This window comes from Falsiroseomonas oryzae (assembly GCF_027856955.1).
Lineage (GTDB): Bacteria > Pseudomonadota > Alphaproteobacteria > Acetobacterales > Acetobacteraceae > Falsiroseomonas > Falsiroseomonas oryzae.
On sequence record NZ_JAPSMD010000570.1, the window covers coordinates 1 to 2821 of the forward strand.

Here is a 2821-nt window from a genome sequence, read left to right on the forward strand (position 1 = left end):
CTCCGCCCCGCTCACCGTGCCCTGCAGGCTGATACCGCGGCCGACGACCAGCGTCCGGCGGTCCGGGCTGCCGGGGCGCGGCGCAGGGCCGGCGGCGGCCGCCGGCACGCCGATCGCACCCGGCACCTGCGGCGGCCGCGGCGGGATCGCAGTGCCGGAGGGCGGCGTCGGCCCGACGGGCATGGTCGGCGTGGGGCCGGTCGGCTTGGGCGCGAGGCTCATGGTCGGATTGTCCCTGGAATCGAAACGGGGCGGCACGCCCAGGTCCGGGTCGCGGGCCGTCGGAACGGTGGCGGGCTGCGGCTCTGTGCCGGACGCAGGCGTCCTGTCGTCCTGGCGGCGCCGGAAGACGTTCATGGGCGAGAGTCCCCCTCCGATCGACGGCCGCGGCGGCGCCGGGCCGGTGCATGACGGCGCTTCCCTTCAGCCGCCACGCAGGGGACCGGCTAACATGTGCCGGCCGGCGGAGACAACGGCCCGATCACCGCTTCGCGGCAGTTGTCCACAGCCACGAACAGCCATTTCCGACACGGCCCGTTCCGGCCGGGTACGGAAGCTCACGAACGCTGGAGCAGATGCACCATCGCCGCCGTGCCCAGCACCGGTACCAGCAGGTTCAGCGGGGCGATCACGCCCACCAGCGCCAGCACCGCGCCCAGCGCCCAGACCTGCGGGCGGCGCTGCCGGTTCAGCGCCTCAGCCGCTGCGACGGGCATCCGCCGCTGCGCCACGCCCAGGAACAGGCCCTCCCCCAGCGAGACCGCGGCCACCGCCCACAGCAGCAGCGCACCGACCACAGGCACCAGGAAGGACAGCGGCAGGACCACCAGCGTGATCGCCGCCATGCGCCCCGCCAGCACCAGCCCCGACCAGATCTGCGCCGCCACCGGCGCACCCTGCGGCGGCGGCAGCGCCGGGTAGTGGCGACGCTCCACGGCCGCGGCCACGCCATCCAGGAACAGGCTGGCGATCGCCAGCAGCAGCGGCACGAACAGCCACCAGACCAGGACCAGCGCCAGCAGCCCGCCGGCGGTCGCGGCGGCGGTCGCGATCCAGCCCTCGCCGCCGGCCAGCCAGGCCACGGCCCAGCTGGCCAGCGCCGACAGGCCGAGGCCGCCGGCCAGCGCCAGGGCGGCTCCGAGCAGCAGCGGGCGGAGGAAGGCAGGGTCGCCGATCTGGCCGATGGCGAGGCGTATCGCGGGGAACATCGCCCCGGGGACTAGCCGCCCCCGGCCCGTTCCGGCTAGCTGCCGCCCCTTCAACTCCGCCACAGCCAAGGCTCGACCCGCCCATGACCACCAGCGTGACCGCCCCGGAGCTCGACCTGCTCGGCATCGGCAATGCCATCGTGGACGTGCTCGCCCGGGCGGAGGACGGGTTCCTGGCCGGGCACGGCATGGCCAAGGGCACGATGACGCTGATCGACGCCGCGGTCGCCGACCGGATCTATGCGGCGATGGGGCCGGGGGTGGAGAGCAGCGGCGGATCGGCGGCGAACACCTGCGCGGTGGCCGCGGCGCTCGGGGCGCGCGTCGGCTTCCTGGGCAAGGTGGCGGATGACACCCTCGGCACCGTCTTCGGCCACGACATCCGCGCCGCCGGGGTGCGCTTCCCAACCGCGCCGCTGTCGGGCGGGGCGCCGACGGCGCGCTGCCTGATCCTGGTCACGCCGGACGGGCAGCGCACGATGAACACCTTCCTCGGCGCCTGTGTCGCCTTCGGCCCGGAGGACGTGGACGAGGCCGAGGTCGCTTCCGCCGCGGTCACCTATCTCGAAGGCTACCTGTTCGATCCGCCGGCTGCCCAGGCCGCCTTCCGCAAGGCGGCGAAGGCCGCGCATGGCGCCGGGCGGCAGGTGTCGCTGACGCTGTCGGACCCGTTCTGCGTCGGCCGCCACCGCGCCGCCTTCCGCGCCTTCGTGAAGGAGGAGACCGACATCCTCTTCGCCAACGAGGCCGAGCTGCTGTCCCTGTACGAGACCGACGACTTCGCCGCCGCGCTCGCCGCCGTCCGGCAGGAGGTCGCGCTGGCCGCGGTGACGCGCAGCGAGAAGGGCAGCGTGGTCGTCGCCGGGGCGGAGACGGCGCAGGTGAAGGCCGTGCCGACCGAGGTGGTGGACACCACCGGGGCCGGCGATGCCTATGCCGCCGGCTTCCTGGCCGCCCATGCCAGGGGCCTGGCCCTGGCCGAATGCGGGCGCTGGGGCTCGGTGGCAGCAGCCGAGGCGATCAGCCATTTCGGCGCCCGGCCGCAGACCGACCTGAAGGCGCTGGTCGGGTAAGGACCTGGTCGGGTCGTGATCCCGCGCGCGTGACAAGGCCGGCCGGGACCCCTGGGGCCCGCCGGCGCGTTGGATGCCCTTGGTCCCTGCCAGAGGGGACCGTCCGGGAGTCCTTCCATGTCCACGACGCGCCTGTCCGCCTGCCTGGTCATGGCCGCCCTGCTGCTGGCGCCGGCCGCCTTCGCCCAGCAGGGCACCGGCGCGCGCATCGCGCCAGGCCGGGGAGAAGCGTCCCGCCAGGTGCCCGCACCCTCGACCCTGGCCGACAGCATCGAGGATCCCGGCACACTGATCCGCCTGGCCGAGAGCGCCCTGGCCGCCCGCCGGTTGGCAGAGGCGCAGGACATGCTGGAACGGGCGGAGGCAAGGCTGCTCACCCGCTCGGAACTTGCGACGGAAGCCGACCGGCCCGCGGTGGGCGGCGCCATCGGGGAGCTGGCGGCGGCACGCGACGCCATCGCCCGGCGCGACGCGGCTGGCGCCGCGACCCTGGTCGCCTCCGCCCGCCGGCGGCTCGAGAGCGGCGAGGCTCCGGCGGTG

At 75.2% G+C, this 2821-nt stretch carries 3 protein-coding genes and 1 pseudogene; 2 read left to right on the top strand and 2 right to left on the bottom strand.

The genetic code is table 11. The features are described from left to right. Window positions 1–222 (bottom strand): annotated as a pseudogene (locus tag OZN99_RS28965) (bactofilin family protein); the annotation flags it as partial. Window positions 223–557: 335 nt separating this feature from the next. Next, the gene (locus tag OZN99_RS28970) at window positions 558–1208 is read right to left on the bottom strand and encodes an EI24 domain-containing protein (protein ID WP_270938686.1); all 651 of its coding nucleotides are present in this window, start codon (window positions 1206–1208) and stop codon (window positions 558–560) included. 83 nt (window positions 1209–1291) lie between these two features. On the opposite strand from OZN99_RS28970, the gene OZN99_RS28975 reads away from it, so the two are divergent. Together OZN99_RS28975 and OZN99_RS28980 are read left to right on the top strand one after the other, a co-directional pair. After that, entirely contained in the window at window positions 1292–2281 is a 990-nt protein-coding gene (locus tag OZN99_RS28975; RefSeq protein WP_270938687.1) for an adenosine kinase, read from the top strand. A gap of 117 nt (window positions 2282–2398) precedes the next feature. Further along, window positions 2399–2821 (top strand): hypothetical protein (locus OZN99_RS28980; protein WP_270938688.1); only part of this gene is annotated, 423 nt, incomplete at its 3' end.

Bases quoted from the DNA above. Each gene is read 5' to 3' on its own strand.
- OZN99_RS28970 (WP_270938686.1), bottom strand. From the start codon at position 1,208: ATGTTCCCCGCGATACGCCTCGCCATCGGCCAGATCGGCGACCCTGCC.
- OZN99_RS28975 (WP_270938687.1), top strand. From the start codon at position 1,292: ATGACCACCAGCGTGACCGCCCCGGAGCTCGACCTGCTCGGCATCGGC.